Source organism: Pseudomonas sp. Pse35, assembly GCF_024519715.1.
In the GTDB taxonomy this organism is placed as follows: Bacteria; Pseudomonadota; Gammaproteobacteria; order Pseudomonadales; family Pseudomonadaceae; genus Aquipseudomonas; species Aquipseudomonas paracarnis.
The window spans coordinates 55,186-69,498 of the sequence record NZ_JALJRP010000003.1 but is presented as its reverse complement, the minus strand read 5'-3'; the positions used below and the strand labels follow the sequence as shown (position 1 = coordinate 69,498).

Annotated in this window: 12 protein-coding genes; 9 read left to right on the top strand and 3 right to left on the bottom strand. The window is 58.4% G+C overall.

Annotated features, from left to right (window positions below; all coding sequences use genetic code 11):
- Positions 1-22: 22 nt before the first annotated feature.
- Entirely contained in the window at positions 23-505 is a 483-nt protein-coding gene (gene smpB / locus OC445_RS02615) for an SsrA-binding protein SmpB (protein ID WP_003176160.1), read from the bottom strand.
- A gap of 167 nt (positions 506-672) precedes the next feature.
- Between smpB and OC445_RS02610 the strand changes: the two genes are divergently transcribed.
- Together OC445_RS02610 and OC445_RS02605 are read left to right on the top strand one after the other, a co-directional pair.
- Positions 673-1,107: a type II toxin-antitoxin system RatA family toxin gene (locus OC445_RS02610; RefSeq protein WP_003194226.1), complete on the top strand. Its 435-nt coding sequence runs from the start codon at positions 673-675 to the stop codon at positions 1,105-1,107.
- Positions 1,100-1,402, top strand: a complete 303-nt coding sequence (locus OC445_RS02605) for an RnfH family protein (RefSeq protein WP_198790941.1) — start codon at positions 1,100-1,102, stop codon at positions 1,400-1,402. The genes OC445_RS02610 and OC445_RS02605 overlap by 8 nt, the downstream gene beginning before the upstream one ends.
- Positions 1,403-1,707: 305 nt before the next feature.
- Here OC445_RS02605 and OC445_RS02600 read toward each other — a convergent pair whose 3' ends face one another.
- Positions 1,708-2,235, bottom strand: coding sequence for an outer membrane protein assembly factor BamE (locus tag OC445_RS02600; RefSeq protein WP_034126997.1), 528 nt, complete (start codon positions 2,233-2,235; stop codon positions 1,708-1,710).
- A gap of 98 nt (positions 2,236-2,333) precedes the next feature.
- Between OC445_RS02600 and fur the strand changes: the two genes are divergently transcribed.
- A complete protein-coding gene (gene fur, locus OC445_RS02595; RefSeq protein ID WP_003194220.1) occupies positions 2,334-2,738 on the top strand; it encodes a ferric iron uptake transcriptional regulator in 405 nt (134 codons plus the stop codon).
- An 85-nt stretch (positions 2,739-2,823) separates the two neighbouring features.
- Here the strand turns inward: fur and recN are convergent, their stop codons facing one another.
- Positions 2,824-4,497: a DNA repair protein RecN gene (recN, locus tag OC445_RS02590; RefSeq protein ID WP_054896115.1), complete on the bottom strand. Its 1,674-nt coding sequence runs from the start codon at positions 4,495-4,497 to the stop codon at positions 2,824-2,826.
- 254 nt (positions 4,498-4,751) lie between these two features.
- Here recN and grpE point away from each other — a divergent pair, with 254 nt between their 5' ends.
- The 6 genes from grpE to carB all read left to right on the top strand — a co-directional run bounded on the left by grpE (position 4,752) and on the right by carB (position 14,312).
- Positions 4,752-5,312: a nucleotide exchange factor GrpE gene (gene grpE, locus OC445_RS02585; RefSeq protein WP_034126999.1), complete on the top strand. Its 561-nt coding sequence runs from the start codon at positions 4,752-4,754 to the stop codon at positions 5,310-5,312.
- Between the two features lie 102 nt (positions 5,313-5,414).
- Positions 5,415-7,331 carry a molecular chaperone DnaK gene (gene dnaK, locus OC445_RS02580; RefSeq protein ID WP_014719959.1) on the top strand — a complete coding sequence of 639 codons (1,917 nt, stop codon included), beginning with the start codon at positions 5,415-5,417 and terminating at the stop codon, positions 7,329-7,331.
- 316 nt (positions 7,332-7,647) lie between these two features.
- Positions 7,648-8,772 carry a molecular chaperone DnaJ gene (gene dnaJ, locus OC445_RS02575; RefSeq protein ID WP_054896114.1) on the top strand — a complete coding sequence of 375 codons (1,125 nt, stop codon included), beginning with the start codon at positions 7,648-7,650 and terminating at the stop codon, positions 8,770-8,772.
- 10 nt (positions 8,773-8,782) lie between these two features.
- Positions 8,783-9,589 (top strand): 4-hydroxy-tetrahydrodipicolinate reductase, encoded by an 807-nt coding sequence (gene dapB, locus OC445_RS02570; RefSeq protein WP_054896113.1) that lies wholly within the window; start codon positions 8,783-8,785, stop codon positions 9,587-9,589.
- Positions 9,590-9,848: 259 nt separating this feature from the next.
- Positions 9,849-10,985: a glutamine-hydrolyzing carbamoyl-phosphate synthase small subunit gene (gene carA / locus OC445_RS02565; protein WP_003194208.1), complete on the top strand. Its 1,137-nt coding sequence runs from the start codon at positions 9,849-9,851 to the stop codon at positions 10,983-10,985.
- A 105-nt stretch (positions 10,986-11,090) separates the two neighbouring features.
- On the top strand, positions 11,091-14,312 hold the full coding sequence (carB, locus tag OC445_RS02560; protein WP_054898018.1) for a carbamoyl-phosphate synthase large subunit: 3,222 nt from the start codon (positions 11,091-11,093) through the stop codon (positions 14,310-14,312).
- Position 14,313 lies beyond the last annotated feature (1 nt).

Below are 14,313 nucleotides of genomic sequence, written 5' to 3'. Positions count from 1 at the left end.
CTGGGCTACACCGTCACAAGGATTACTCTTCCTTGCCTTTGTTGCGCACGGCGCGATGCAGCTCGCGATTGGAATCGCGCTCGCGTTCGGTGTCGCGCTTGTCGTATTCCTTCTTGCCCTTGCCCAATGCGATCTCGCATTTGACCAGGTGCTTGCTCCAGTACCAGGACAAGCAGATGCACGCGTAGCCTTTTTGCTGCACGGCTGCGGCGAGCTTTTCGAGTTCGCGGGCATTGAGCAACAACTTGCGCGTACGCACCGGGTCGGCAATCACGTGGGTGCTCGCGGTGGTCAGCGGGGTGATATGACTGCCAAGCAGCCATGCCTCGCCATCCTTGAGCAGCACATAACTGTCGACCAGCTGCAGTTTGCTGGCACGCAGACTTTTTACTTCCCAGCCGGCCAGGACCAGACCAGCCTCGAACCGATGTTCGATGAAGTAATCGTGTCGCGCTTTTTTATTTTGCGCGATGGTCCCTGTGGGGTGTTTCTTTTGTTTAGCCATAGGGGCGGCATTATAGGGAGTTGCGAGCGTGTCGGCTACGGTCAACCTGTGTGCTTGAGCGAGTTGGACGAATCCCGGACAATGCGGGCAGTTCTTTGGTTTTTTTCTCTCGCGGATTGGGCTGTTCTTTCGCGATGTTTGCCTTAAGCAGTGGAAGTAACGCTCACATGACGACGCATATTCAACGTTCGGCCCTGTTGCCCTATCCGGCGCAGGCGCTCTATGACCTGGTCAACGACGTGGCGCGTTACCCGGAGTTTCTGCCTTGGTGCTCGACAGCCGAGGTTCTGGAGAGCAGTGACGAGCACATGGTTGCCAGTGTGGGGGTGGCCAAGGGCGGCCTCAGCCAGCATTTTGTGACGCGCAATGTGCTGGTGCCGGGCCAATCCATCGAAATGAACCTGCAGGAAGGGCCGTTCACCCAACTGCACGGTGTGTGGGTGTTCAAGGCGCTGACGGACAAGGCTTGCAAGATCAGCCTGGATCTTTCGTTTGATTATGCCGGGCCGATTGTTCGTGCGACGTTAGGGCCTTTGTTCAATCAGGCAGCCAATACCCTGGTGGACGCGTTCTGTCAGCGCGCCAAGCAACTGCATGGTTGAGATTGAGGTGGTGTTCGCTGCTGAGGATCGCCAGGTGTTGCTGGGGGTAAAGGTGGCTGAAGGCACTAGTTTGCGCGAGGCGGTGCGAGCGTCGGGAATGGCGGCGCATTTTCCTGATGTTGATCTGGCTGATTGCCCGGTGGGTATATTTGGCAAGGTTGTCGCGGATGCCGGGACGCGTTTCGTACAAGCGGGCGACCGTATTGAGATCTACCGGCCTTTGCTGGCCGACCCTAAAGAGGTGCGCAGGTTGCGCGCGGCCAAGGCGGCATTGGCCAGGCAAACGAATTCTTGAGCTTGCCAAATGGCAGCCTAGCTATCTGGAGCGCCGCGATCCAACTGTGGGAGCTGGCTTGCCTGCGATGACGCCCTGATAGCCAGCGCATATCTACCTGATGCCCGCGATCCAAATGTGGAAGGGGGCGGTTCCGATAGCGGATATGTACTCGATCTGATCCAGGATCCTGGTCGACTGTCAGATCGCTTTCGCAGGCAAGCCAGCTCCCACAGGTTCAGCGTCGCACCAAGGTTATGTAGATGCCTATGTAGATGGCAGGCAACAAAAAGCCCGGCATGCCGGGCTTTTTATCGAGCGCAAAATTATTGCGGGCTGGTGTCCAGAGGCTGAGGCGTCGGGACGGGCACGGTTTCCACGTTGTCGATGTCTTTCTGGATGGTGTCCAGCAACGAACCTGGCTTGGCCGGTACCTCGGATTTCGGTTTTTCGGCTTCTTGCGCAGGTGCGGTCACGTTGGTGCCGCTGTCCTTGCCCAGCAAGGCTTCATCGCGGCTTACGCCGGGCATGAAGTCACCGGACAGGCTCACGAGCTGGTCATTGCCATTGAAGATGACACTGACGCGCTCCTGCTGGCGTTCACCGCCACCAGGCTGCAGGCTGTAGAGATAATCCCAGCGATCGGCATGGAAAGTGTCGGTCAGCAGGGGATTGCCCATGATAAACCGTACTTGCCGTCGGGTCATTCCGGGGCGTAACTGGTCTATCATGTCCTGCGTGACGACATTGCCCTGCTGGATGTCGATTTTGTAAACCCCGGGGAATGAACAACCGGCGAGTGCGAGCAGTCCCACAAAGGTGAAACTGGTTAGCAAGAGCTTGGTGTTTTGCATCGGTGGGCGACTTCCACTATCTTGGCTGGGACAACGTAAACGCCGATCATACCCGTATTAAGAGAAGCTGCGAAGCAGCATCCGCGAGAAAGCTAACCATGGTTGAAAATAGCGAACTACGCAAAGCCGGTCTCAAAGTGACTCTGCCACGAGTCAAGATTCTACAAATGCTCGATTCTGCTGAGCAGCGTCACATGAGTGCCGAAGATGTTTACAAGGCGCTGATGGAGTCTAACGAGGACGTCGGCCTGGCCACGGTCTACCGTGTACTGACCCAGTTTGAAGCCGCAGGGCTGGTGGTTCGTCATAATTTCGACGGCGGTCATGCGGTGTTTGAATTGGCTGACGGTGGTCACCATGACCACATGGTTGACCTGGATACCAACGAGGTTATCGAGTTCACCAGCCCTGAAATCGAAGCGTTGCAGCACAAGATTGCTGAGGAGCACGGTTTCGATTTGGTCGACCACAATCTCGTGTTGTACATCCGTAAGAAAAAGTAAAAATCGACGCAGTTTTGCTTTGCGAAACGATTGAAGGCGACCCTCGGGTCGCCTTCGTGCTTTCTATAGAGTGGGAAATGTCGCTTCAAGCCTTCGCGGCCACCACCATTTTTTTCGCGTGAGCCAAGGACTCCTTGGTCAAGTCGATACCGCCGAGCATCCGCGCCACTTCTTCCACCCGTTCCGACTTGTTCAGCTTGGAGACGGCGGTGTGTGTCGCGTCGCTACCGCGCACCTTATGCACAAACAGGTGCTGATGCCCTTGGGCTGCCACTTGCGGCAAGTGGGTCACCGTAAGCACCTGGCCACGATCTCCCAGGCGACGCAGCAATTGGCCAACAATTTCTGCGGTTGGCCCGCCAATGCCCACATCCACTTCATCGAATACCAATGTGGGTACCCGTGAGGTCTGGGCGGTAATCACTTGGATCGCCAGGCTGATGCGCGAGAGTTCGCCGCCGGAGGCCACTTTGGCCAGGGCCTTGAGCGGTTGCCCGGGGTTGGCACTCACCAGCAGTTCGACGTGCTCCAGCCCATGGGGCTGCAATTCTTGAGTGGCGTTGGGATGCAACTCGATGGTGAAGCGCCCGCCTGGCATGCCCAGGCGTTGGATTTCCAGCTCAACGGCGCTTGCCAGGCTAGTCGCTGCCTGCTGGCGCAGAGCGCTCAGCTCCCGGGCTTTTTCCTGATAATGACGGGCAAACGAAGCGAGCTCCTCGCCCAGTCGTTCGATGGATTCGTCGTTCGCGTTGAGTGTTTCGATTTCATCCAGCAGTTTCTGCTGCATGGTTGCGACTTCGGTCGGCTGGATTCGATGCTTGCGAGCCAGGGTATAAATAGTGTCCAGGCGCTCTTCTATTTCCTGCAGGCGAGCTGGGTCAGCGTCGAAGTGGTCCAGGAAGCGATTGAGTTCGCCCACGGCCTCTTCAACCTGGATCTGCGCGCTGGTCAGCAGGGTGGTCGCTTCGCTCAGTGAGCCGGAAGCATTGTTCACGCTGGACAGGCGGTTGAGGCTGGCGGTCAGTGCGTTGAGCACATTGCCGGAGTCGCTCTCGCTGCATTGCTCGACCACTTGGCGGCAGATGCCCAGCAAGGTTTCGGCGTTGGTCAGGTTCTTGTGTTCCTGCTCAAGTTGCTCCAGCTCTGTCTCACCCAGGCCAAGGCTTTCGAGCTCTTCCAATTGGTAGCTGAGCAACTGGTGGCGGGCGCGTTGTTCGTCGCCGGAGTTGGAGAGGCGTTCCAGTTCCTGGCGTGTCTGGCGCCAGCGTTGGGCGGCCAGTTGAACTTGCCGGGAAAGATCGGTGGCGCCGGCGTACTCATCGAGCAGGCGACGGTGGGTATCGGTTTTCAGCAGGGATTGGTGTTCGTGCTGGCTGTGGATATCGATCAGCAATTCGCCCAGGGCTTTCAGGTCGCCCAGTGGGCAAGGCGTGCCGTTGATATAGCCGCGGGAGCGCCCCTCGGCGGTGATCACCCGGCGCAGAATGCAGGGGCCTTCATTATTAAGGTCGCGCTCGGCCAGCCATGCTTCGGCTTCGGGTATGTCCGCCAGGTCGAAGGTGGCCAGGATGTCAGCCTTGTCGGAGCCAGGGCGTACCACGCCACTGTCGGCGCGGTCGCCAAGCGTCAGGCCGAGGGCGTCGAGCATGATCGACTTGCCGGCGCCGGTTTCGCCTGTGATTACGCTCATCCCGCGATCCAGTTCAAGATCCAGATGTTCAACGATGGCGTAGTTATGTACAGACAGGTGCACGAGCATGACGGCCGCTCCCAGGCTTTAGGTCTGGTTATTTATACAGTGTTTTGTTCAGGCCTGACAATCCTGACGCTTAGCTCGATTTGCTTGAGTCTCGAATTTTTTTAGCGCGATGTGGAATGAGCGAGAAGGAAATGATCCAGGTCAATCGAAAGACTTTTGGTAACGCCTGCGCCCTTGAACCTGAAAATTGTGGCCCCATATACCGGAGCAGAAGCGCGAGTTGAGTTCGCGCATGATTTTGAAAGGAGAAATCTATGGCTGACGAACAGACGCAGGATACGCAAACTCCAGACGCCAATTCGGCTGCCGGTGATGAACTGGCGACTCGTGTGCAAGTGCTCGAAGAGCAATTGGCCGCTGCGCAGGATCAATCGTTGCGTGTTGCCGCCGATCTGCAGAACGTCCGCCGCCGTGCCGAGCAGGATGTAGAGAAGGCTCACAAGTTCGCGCTGGAAAAATTCGCCGGTGACCTGCTGCCGATCATCGACAGTCTGGAGCGTGGTCTTGAGTTGTCCAACCCGGACGATGAAAACATCCGCCCAATGCGCGAAGGTATCGAGCTGACCCTGAAAATGTTCCAGGACACCCTGAAACGTTATCAGTTGGAAGCTATCGATCCGCAAGCCGGCGAGCCGTTCAATGCAGAACATCACCAAGCCATGGCCATGCAGGAAAGCCATGACCTGGAACCCAATAGCGTCATCAAGGTGTTCCAAAAGGGTTACCAGCTCAACGGTCGCCTGATGCGTCCGGCAATGGTGGTGGTGAGCAAGGCTCCTTCACCCGTTGCACCTTCTATTGATGAGCAGGCTTGAAATCCGCCGCAAGGCCCCCATTTATAAGTCAAGCGTTTAAGTGCTACCGCAGTTAGCCAAAACTGCTGCGGCAACCAAATTCAAGTTTCGGGAGAGTAAATCATGGGCAAAATTATCGGTATCGACCTGGGGACCACCAACTCCTGCGTCTCCGTGCTGGAAAACGGCGTTGCGAAAGTTATTGAAAACGCCGAAGGCGCACGTACCACTCCGTCGATCATCGCTTACGCCAACGACGGTGAAATCCTCGTCGGTCAATCGGCCAAGCGTCAGGCGGTGACCAACCCGCACAACACCCTGTACGCGGTAAAGCGTCTGATCGGTCGTAAGTTCGACGAAGAAGTCGTACAGAAAGACATCAAGATGGTGCCTTACAAAATCGCCAAGGCCGACAACGGTGACGCCTGGGTTGAAGTGAACGGCCAGAAAATGTCGCCGCCGCAAATCTCGGCTGAAATCTTGAAAAAGATGAAGAAGACCGCCGAAGACTACCTCGGTGAAGCAGTGACTGAAGCGGTGATCACCGTTCCTGCCTACTTCAACGACAGCCAGCGTCAGGCCACCAAAGACGCCGGCCGCATCGCGGGCCTGGATGTAAAACGTATCATCAACGAACCAACCGCAGCCGCGCTGGCTTACGGTATGGACAAGGCCAAGGGCGACCACACCGTGATCGTTTACGACCTGGGTGGCGGTACGTTCGACGTCTCCGTGATCGAAATCGCAGAAGTTGACGGCGAGCACCAGTTCGAAGTGTTGGCCACCAACGGTGACACCTTCCTGGGTGGTGAAGACTTTGACATTCGTCTGATCGACTACCTCGTTGACGAATTCAAGAAAGAAAGCGGCATGAACCTCAAGGGTGACCCGCTGGCCATGCAGCGCCTGAAAGAAGCCGCTGAAAAAGCCAAGATCGAGCTGTCTTCCGCTCAGTCGACTGACGTGAACCTGCCGTACATCACTGCAGACGCTACCGGTCCTAAGCACTTGAACGTGAAGATCTCGCGTTCCAAGCTCGAAGCACTGGTTGAAGACCTGGTTCAGCGCACCATCGAGCCTTGCCGCATCGCGCTGAAAGACTCCGGTATCGACGTTGGCTCGATCAACGACGTGATCCTGGTGGGCGGTCAGACCCGTATGCCACTGGTTCAGAAGCTGGTCACCGAGTTCTTCGGCAAAGAAGCCCGTAAAGACGTGAACCCGGACGAAGCCGTTGCCATGGGTGCTGCCATCCAGGGTGCCGTACTGGCCGGTGACGTGAAAGATGTGCTGCTGCTGGACGTAAGCCCGCTGACCCTGGGTATCGAAACCATGGGTGGCGTGATGACTGCGCTGATCGAGAAAAACACCACGATTCCTACCAAGAAATCCCAGGTGTTCTCGACTGCCGATGACAACCAGGGCGCCGTGACTATCCACGTGCTGCAGGGCGAGCGTAAGCAAGCCGCACAGAACAAGTCCCTGGGCAAGTTCGACCTGGCTGAGATTCCACCAGCACCACGTGGCGTGCCACAAATCGAAGTGACCTTCGACATCGACGCCAACGGCATCCTGCACGTCGGCGCGAAAGACAAGGCCACCGGCAAAGAGCAGAAGATCACCATCAAGGCCAACTCCGGCCTGTCTGATGAAGAAATTCAACAGATGATCCGTGATGCTGAAACCAATGCTGAAGCCGACAAGAAGTTCGAAGAGTTGGCAGGCGCCCGTAACCAGGGTGACGCGCTGGTTCACTCGACGCGCAAAATGATCGCTGATGCTGGCGACAAAGTGACCGACGAAGAGAAAACTGCAATCGAAGCAGCAGTGGTTGCCCTGGAAGCCGCTATTAAAGGCGACGACAAGGCTGCCATCGAAGCCAAGGTTGAGGAACTGTCGAAAGTCTCCGCGCCAGTTGCTCAGAAAATGTACGCCGAGCAAGGCCAGCCGGCTGACGGCGCTGCGCAACAAGCAGAGCCTGAAGCCAAGCACGACGATGTTGTCGATGCCGAGTTCGAAGAAGTTAAAGACAACAAGTAAGTTGTCGCCCGGTTGACCGCGCACAAGCGGTGACTGGTAGGATGTCGCCGCGCGGGAGCTTGCTCCCGCGTTGGCGTGTCTGGGGTATGCGAATTTTTACAGCATGCGACAACGCTCGGATGCTGGCGGTGTGAACGGGAATGCTCCTGCTTTCCGAATGACAGTCACCGCGTTTTTGGCCGGCTCCCTGGCTAAAAGCAGTAATGACCAGGATCGTTGAATTGACGTGAGTTGGGTCCGGGCCTGTATTGGGGCTCAACGAGTTTGGCAGGGTTCAGGAGGGCCAGGTCGAACGTCCTTAAGAGTGCAAAGACTTATGGCAAAGCGTGACTATTACGAAGTATTGGGTGTGGAGCGTGGCGCCAGCGAGGCGGACCTGAAGAAGGCCTACCGTCGCCTGGCGATGAAACACCACCCGGACCGTAATCCGGATAACAAAGAATCCGAAGAGATGTTCAAAGAGGCCAACGAGGCCTACGAATGCCTGTGTGATCCCAATAAGCGTGCGGCTTACGACCAGTATGGCCATGCTGGCGTCGACCCGAGCATGGGTGGCGGCGGTGCCGGTTTTGGTGGCCAGAACTTCTCCGATATTTTCGGCGACGTATTCAGCGACTTCTTCGGCGGCGGCCGGGGCGGCCAGCGTGGTGGCCCTCAGCGCGGCAGTGACTTGCGTTACACCCTGGAGCTGAACCTGGAAGAAGCCGTGCGCGGCACCAGTGTCAATATCCGTGTGCCGACGCTGGTCAACTGCAAGCCGTGCGACGGCTCGGGTGCGAAGAAAGGCTCCTCGCCGATCACTTGCCCGACCTGCGGCGGTATCGGGCAGGTGCGCATGCAGCAGGGCTTCTTCTCGGTGCAGCAAACCTGCCCGCGTTGCCATGGCCAGGGCAAGATCATTTCCGATCCGTGCGATTCCTGCCACGGCGAAGGCCGCGTCGAAGAGTACAAGACGCTGTCGGTGAAAGTACCGGCGGGTGTGGATACCGGTGATCGTATTCGCCTGTCGGGCGAAGGCGAGGCGGGCGCCCAGGGTGGCCCCACGGGCGACCTGTACGTGGTGATCAATGTGCGCGAGCACTCGATCTTCCAGCGTGACGGCAAGCACTTGTTCTGCGAAGTGCCGATCAGCTTTGTTGATGCGGCCCTGGGTGGCGAGCTGGAGATTCCGACGCTGGATGGTCGGGTCAAGCTCAAGATTCCCGAGGGGACTCAGACCGGCAAGCAGTTCCGCATTCGTGGCAAGGGCGTTGCGCCCGTGCGCGGTGGCGGTGCTGGCGACCTGATGTGCCGTGTGGCGGTGGAAACTCCGGTGAACCTGAATCGTCGTCAGCGTGAACTGCTGGAAGAGTTCCGCAGCTCGCTGGAAGGCGATGACTCGCACTCGCCGAAGACTACGGGCTTCTTCGACGGTGTAAAACGCTTCTTCGGCGACCTGTAAGGATCTGAATATGCGACGTATAGCCGTAATGGGCGCTGCCGGGCGCATGGGCAAGACGCTGGTCGAGGCGGTGCAGCAACGCTCGCCGGCCTCCGGGCTGACGGCGGCGATTGTTCGCCCAGGCAGTACGTTGATCGGCGCGGACGCAGGTGAGTTGGCCTCGTTGGGTCGCATCGGTGTTTCGTTGTCTGGCAACCTTGAGCAGGTGGCGGACGAATTCGACGTGCTGATCGACTTCACCTTGCCGGAAGTGATGCTGAAAAATCTGGCCTTCTGCCGTAGGGCGGGCAAGGCCATGGTGATTGGTACCACCGGTTTGAGTGCCGAGCAGAAACAGTTGCTAGTGGAGGCGGGCAAGGATATTCCGATCGTCTTCGCCGCCAACTTCAGTGTGGGCGTGAACCTGTCGCTGAAGTTGTTGGACCTGGCGGCGCGCGTGCTAGGTGACGAGGCTGATATCGAGATTATCGAGACTCATCACCGTCACAAGATCGACGCTCCGTCGGGCACTGCGTTGCGCATGGGTGAAGCTATTGCCGATGCGCTGGGCCGCGACTTGTCGAAAGTGGCGGTATACGGGCGTGAAGGCCACACCGGTGAGCGCGCACGCGACACCATCGGTTTTGCAACCGTGCGCGGTGGTGATGTGGTTGGCGATCACACCGTGCTGTTCGCCACCGAAGGCGAGCGCCTGGAGATCACGCACAAAGCCTCCAGCCGCATGACTTTCGCCAAGGGCGCGGTGCGTGCTGCGCTTTGGTTGGACGGCCGCGAGCCGGGCCTGTACGACATGCGTGACGTGCTGGACCTGCACTAAGCAGTAGCTAAAACGGGGGCTCAGGATTATCCTGTGGCCCCGTTTTTACCCGCTAGGCGACGTCCTGTCGCATTCCCCTGCCTTTAAGGCTCATTAGCGGTGGACCAAAAAAGCCTTTTTCTGTAAGCTACAGCTTTAGTGTGTCCACTAAAAGCGCGCAGAATAATTCAGTGAAGAAGCGGGGTGACGTGTCCATACGTCACTCCGCTTTTTTACAACCTGCGATCGCCCTTTCAGGCTTTATTTACGGGAGGTCTTCTTGACTAAGCCAGCCATACTCGCCCTTGCTGATGGCAGCATTTTTCGCGGCGAAGCCATTGGAGCCGACGGTCAGACCGTTGGAGAGGTGGTGTTTAACACTGCCATGACCGGCTATCAGGAAATCCTTACCGATCCTTCCTACGCCCAACAGATCGTTACCCTGACCTATCCGCACATCGGCAACACCGGCACTACGCCGGAAGATGTCGAGTCTGATCGTGTCTGGTCGGCGGGCCTGGTGATTCGTGACCTGCCACTGGTTGCGAGCAACTGGCGTAACACGATGTCGCTGTCCGATTACCTGAAAGCCAACAACGTTGTGGCGATCGCCGGTATCGATACGCGCCGCCTCACGCGCATCCTGCGTGAAAAAGGCTCGCAGAACGGCTGCATCATGGTCGGTGACAATATCTCCGAAGAGGCGGCGATTGCCGCGGCGCAAGGTTTCCCTGGCCTGAAGGGCATGGACCTGGCGAAAGTCGTCAGCGTCAAAGAGAAGTACGAGTGGCGTTCCACTGTGTGGGATCTGAAGACCGACAGCCACGCGACTATCGAGGCTGCCGATCTGCCTTACCACGTGGTCGCCTATGACTACGGCGTCAAGTACAACATCCTGCGCATGCTGGTCGAGCGCGGTTGCCGTGTGACCGTGGTGCCCGCGCAAACCCCTGCCAGCGATGTGCTCGCGATGCAGCCGGACGGTGTGTTCCTGTCCAACGGCCCGGGTGACCCTGAGCCATGCGACTACGCTATCCAGGCCATCAAGGACGTGCTGGAGACCGAGATTCCGGTGTTCGGCATCTGCCTTGGCCACCAGTTGCTGGCTTTGGCCTCCGGCGCCAAGACCCTGAAAATGGGCCACGGCCACCACGGCGCCAACCACCCGGTACAAGACCTGGACACTGGCGTTGTGATGATCACCAGCCAGAACCACGGTTTTGCGGTGGATGAAGCCTCCCTGCCGAGCAATGTGCGCGCCATTCACAAGTCGCTGTTCGACGGTTCCCTGCAAGGCATCGAGCGCACCGACAAGAGCGCGTTCAGCTTCCAGGGCCACCCTGAAGCCAGCCCGGGCCCGAACGACGTAGCGCCGCTGTTCGACCGTTTCATCAATGAGATGGCCAAGCGACGCTGACTGAGTGGCCTGCGGGCGGCCCCGGATTGCGGTGGCCCCCGCAGGCTCTTCAAAGATTGTTCAAGACGGCTTGCCGACTGACCTGCGGATTTGAGTGACAAACCCATGCCAAAACGTACAGACATAAAAAGCATCCTGATTCTCGGCGCTGGCCCGATCGTGATCGGCCAGGCCTGCGAATTCGACTACTCCGGCGCCCAGGCCTGTAAAGCCCTGCGCGAGGAGGGCTACCGCGTCATCCTGGTGAACTCCAACCCGGCCACCATCATGACCGACCCGGCCATGGCCGACGCCACCTACATCGAGCCGATCAAGTGGCAGACCGTTGCCAAGATCATCGAAAAAGAGCGTCCGGACGCGCTGCTGCCAACCATGGGTGGCCAGACCGCTCTGAACTGCGCCTTGGACCTGGAGCGCGAAGGCGTCCTGGAAAAGTTCGGCGTAGAGATGATCGGCGCCAATGCCGACACCATCGACAAGGCTGAAGACCGTTCGCGTTTCGACAAGGCCATGAAGTCCATCGGCCTGGCGTGCCCGCGTTCCGGTATCGCCCACAGCATGGAAGAGGCCAACGCGGTCCTCGAGACCCTGGGCTTCCCATGCATCATCCGTCCGTCGTTCACCATGGGCGGCACCGGCGGCGGTATCGCTTACAACCGTGAAGAGTTCGAAGAAATCTGCGCCCGTGGCCTGGATCTGTCGCCGACCAAAGAGCTGCTGATCGACGAGTCGCTGATCGGCTGGAAAGAATACGAGATGGAGGTGGTCCGCGATAAGAAGGACAACTGCATCATCGTCTGCTCCATCGAAAACTTCGACCCGATGGGCGTGCACACCGGTGACTCGATCACCGTGGCTCCGGCACAGACCCTGACCGACAAGGAATACCAGATCCTGCGTAACGCCTCCCTGGCGGTACTGCGCGAGATCGGCGTTGAAACCGGCGGTTCCAACGTTCAGTTCGGCATCTGCCCGGACACCGGCCGCATGGTCGTGATCGAGATGAACCCACGTGTATCGCGTTCTTCGGCCCTGGCCTCGAAAGCGACGGGCTTCCCGATTGCGCGTATCGCCGCCAAGCTGGCTATCGGCTACACCCTGGACGAGCTGCAAAACGAAATCACCGGCGGCGCTATGCCGGCGTCTTTCGAGCCGTCTATCGACTACGTCGTGACCAAGCTGCCGCGCTTTGCCTTCGAGAAATTCGCCAAGGCTGATGCGCGCCTGACCACCCAGATGAAGTCTGTTGGTGAAGTCATGGCGATCGGCCGCACCTTCCAGGAATCCTTGCAGAAAGCCCTGCGCGGCCTGGAAGTTGGTGTTTGCGGCCTGGACGAGAAGCTCGACCTGAGCAGCCCGGAAAGCATGAGCATCCTCAAGCGCGAGCTGACCGTGCCGGGCGCCGAGCGTATCTGGTACGTGGCTGACGCCTTCCGTGCCGGCCTGAGCGTCGAAGATATCTTCGGCATGAACATGATCGACCCGTGGTTCCTGGTGCAGATCGAAGATCTGATCAAGGAAGAAGAGAAGGTCAAGACGCTGGGTCTGTCGTCTATCGACCGCGACCTGATGTTCCGCCTCAAGCGCAAAGGTTTCTCCGACCAGCGTCTGGCCAAGCTGCTGGGTGTGACCGAGAAGAACCTGCGTACTCATCGCCACAAGCTGGATATCTTCCCGGTCTACAAGCGCGTTGATACCTGCGCCGCAGAGTTCGCCACCGACACGGCCTACATGTACTCCACCTACGAGGAAGAGTGCGAAGCCGCGCCGACAGGCCGCGACAAGATCATCATCCTGGGTGGCGGTCCGAACCGTATCGGCCAAGGTATCGAGTTCGACTACTGCTGCGTACACGCCGCCCTCGCCCTGCGCGAAGACGGGTACGAGACCATTATGGTCAACTGCAACCCTGAAACGGTTTCCACTGACTACGACACTTCCGACCGCTTGTACTTCGAGCCGGTAACGCTGGAAGATGTATTGGAAATCTGCCGCGTCGAGAAGCCTAAAGGCGTGATCGTCCAGTACGGCGGCCAGACCCCGTTGAAACTGGCGCGTGCCCTGGAAGCTGCCGGCGTACCGATCATCGGTACCAGCCCGGACGCTATCGACCGTGCCGAAGACCGTGAGCGCTTCCAGCAGATGGTTGAGCGCCTGAACCTGCGTCAGCCGCCGAACGCCACCGTGCGCAGCGAAGACGAAGCCATCCGTGCGGCCAGCAAGATCGGCTACCCGCTGGTGGTGCGTCCGTCCTACGTACTGGGCGGCCGGGCGATGGAAATCGTCTACGAAGAAGAAGAACTCAAGCGCTACCTGCGTGATGCGGTGAAAGTCTCCAACGACAGCCCGGTGCTGCTGGACCACTTCCTCAACTGCGCCATCGAAATGGACGTGGACGCGGTTTGCGACGGTACTGACGTCGTGATCGGCGCCATCATGCAGCACATCGAACAAGCCGGCGTTCACTCCGGTGACTCCGCGTGCTCGCTGCCGCCGTACTCGCTGCCGGCGCACATTCAGGACGAGATGCGCGAACAGGTCAAGAAAATGGCCCTGGAACTGGGTGTGGTCGGCCTGATGAACGTACAGTTGGCGCTGCAAGGCGAAGACATCTACGTCATCGAAGTCAACCCGCGTGCCTCGCGTACCGTACCGTTCGTGTCCAAGTGCATCGGTGTGTCCCTTGCCATGATCGCTGCGCGTGTGATGGCCGGTAAGACCCTGAAGGAAATCGGCTTTACCAAGGAAATCATTCCGAACTTCTACAGTGTGAAAGAGGCGGTGTTCCCGTTCGCCAAATTCCCTGGGGTGGACCCGATCCTAGGCCCAGAGATGAAGTCCACCGGTGAAGTGATGGGCGTGGGCGATACCTTCGGTGAAGCGTTCGCCAAGGCCCAGATGGGTGCCAGCGAAGTGCTGCCGACCGGCGGTACTGCGTTTATCAGCGTACGTGATGACGACAAGCCACTGGTTGCAGGGGTCGCCCGCGATCTGATCAACTTGGGTTTTGAAGTCGTGGCTACCGCCGGGACCGCCAAGCTGATCGAAGCTGCCGGCCTGAAAGTACGTCGCGTGAACAAGGTGACGGAAGGCCGTCCGCATGTGGTCGACATGATCAAGAATGACGAAGTCACCCTGATCATCAACACCACCGAAGGTCGCCAGTCGATCGCGGACTCCTATTCCATTCGTCGTAATGCCTTGCAGCACAAGATTTACTGCACCACTACCATTGCTGCTGGCGAAGCTATCTGTGAAGCGCTGAAGTTCGGTCCGGAAAAGACCGTGCGTCGCTTGCAGGATCTACACGCAGGATTGAAGGCATGAG

Bases quoted from the DNA above. Each gene is read 5' to 3' on its own strand.
- smpB (WP_003176160.1), bottom strand. From the start codon at position 505: ATGGCTAAACAAAAGAAACACCCCACAGGGACCATCGCGCAAAATAAA.
- OC445_RS02610 (WP_003194226.1), top strand. From the start codon at position 673: ATGACGACGCATATTCAACGTTCGGCCCTGTTGCCCTATCCGGCGCAG.
- OC445_RS02605 (WP_198790941.1), top strand. From the start codon at position 1,100: ATGGTTGAGATTGAGGTGGTGTTCGCTGCTGAGGATCGCCAGGTGTTG.
- OC445_RS02600 (WP_034126997.1), bottom strand. From the start codon at position 2,235: ATGCAAAACACCAAGCTCTTGCTAACCAGTTTCACCTTTGTGGGACTG.
- fur (WP_003194220.1), top strand. From the start codon at position 2,334: ATGGTTGAAAATAGCGAACTACGCAAAGCCGGTCTCAAAGTGACTCTG.
- recN (WP_054896115.1), bottom strand. From the start codon at position 4,497: ATGCTCGTGCACCTGTCTGTACATAACTACGCCATCGTTGAACATCTG.
- grpE (WP_034126999.1), top strand. From the start codon at position 4,752: ATGGCTGACGAACAGACGCAGGATACGCAAACTCCAGACGCCAATTCG.
- dnaK (WP_014719959.1), top strand. From the start codon at position 5,415: ATGGGCAAAATTATCGGTATCGACCTGGGGACCACCAACTCCTGCGTC.
- dnaJ (WP_054896114.1), top strand. From the start codon at position 7,648: ATGGCAAAGCGTGACTATTACGAAGTATTGGGTGTGGAGCGTGGCGCC.
- dapB (WP_054896113.1), top strand. From the start codon at position 8,783: ATGCGACGTATAGCCGTAATGGGCGCTGCCGGGCGCATGGGCAAGACG.
- carB (WP_054898018.1), top strand. From the start codon at position 11,091: ATGCCAAAACGTACAGACATAAAAAGCATCCTGATTCTCGGCGCTGGC.